Here is a 568-nt window from a genome sequence, read left to right as displayed (position 1 = left end):
AGCGCTCGGAGTGGCTGTTCCGCGACGCCCGCAAGAACGTGATCCGCCACCTGCACGCCGACGGCAGCCAGGACCGCTACACCTACGATGAACGCAGCAACCGCCTGCAGCACATCCGCGCCGACCATACCGTGGTGCACTACGCCTACGACGACAAGGACCAGCTGATCAAAATCAGCGATGCCGAAGGCGGCCTGTGGCTGCGCGACTACGACGATGCCGGCAACCTGGTAGAAACGGTCGACCCGCTGGGCAACAAGACCGAATTTGCCTACACCTCGACGGGATTGTTGAAGGCGATCAAGGACGCCAACGGCAACGAGAAGAAGCTGGCGTACAACGACGCCGGGCAACTGCTCGAGTACACCGACTGCTCCGGCAAGACCAGTAAATGGGAGTACGACGAGCTGGGGCGCCTGGTGCAGGCCAGTAATGCGCTGGGCGAGAGCATCCAGTACGCCTACAAGGCGGGGCAGTTGAGCAAGGTCACCCATGCGGACATGACCGAGGAGCGTTTCGAACGCGATGCCGAAGGCCGGTTGCTGGCCCATGTCGATGCGCTGGACCG

At 62.7% G+C, this 568-nt stretch carries 1 pseudogene; it reads left to right on the top strand.

The features are described from left to right. Positions 1-568: pseudogene (locus tag ABE459_RS26010) on the top strand (RHS repeat protein); the annotation flags it as partial.

This window comes from Pseudomonas sp. TWI923 (assembly GCF_039673365.1).
GTDB lineage: Bacteria > Pseudomonadota > Gammaproteobacteria > Pseudomonadales > Pseudomonadaceae > Aquipseudomonas > Aquipseudomonas sichuanensis.
This window is presented reverse-complemented; position numbering and strand designations above follow the sequence as displayed.